1 pseudogene is annotated in these 266 nt (G+C 64.7%); it reads left to right on the top strand.

What is annotated here, in order from left to right:
* Window positions 1-266, top strand: a pseudogene (locus BK660_RS30415) (CAP domain-containing protein); the annotation flags it as partial.

Raw genomic sequence — 266 nt, 5'->3', positions numbered from 1 at the left:
TTCGATCAACGCCGTTCGCAGCCTGCCGCAGAGTTGCGCCGGTCAGGTCTCGCCGGAGTTGCCACCGTTGACCAGCGATCCGCGCCTGATTTTGCCGGCCAGTGGGCAGGTCGACTTGCAGCAGGCCATGGTGCGTGCGTCGTACCCGATGCTCCATGTGCAAGCGATAGCCCTGACCGGCCCGCGTGATGCGCAAGCGGCGATGATGGCGGTCCAGGAAAGCTTCGGCCAGGTGGTGCTGAACCTGAAATTCGTCGACAGCGGCG

The organism is Pseudomonas brassicacearum, from assembly GCF_003732265.1.
In the GTDB taxonomy this organism is placed as follows: domain Bacteria; phylum Pseudomonadota; class Gammaproteobacteria; order Pseudomonadales; family Pseudomonadaceae; genus Aquipseudomonas; species Aquipseudomonas brassicacearum_D.
This window is presented reverse-complemented; position numbering and strand designations above follow the sequence as displayed.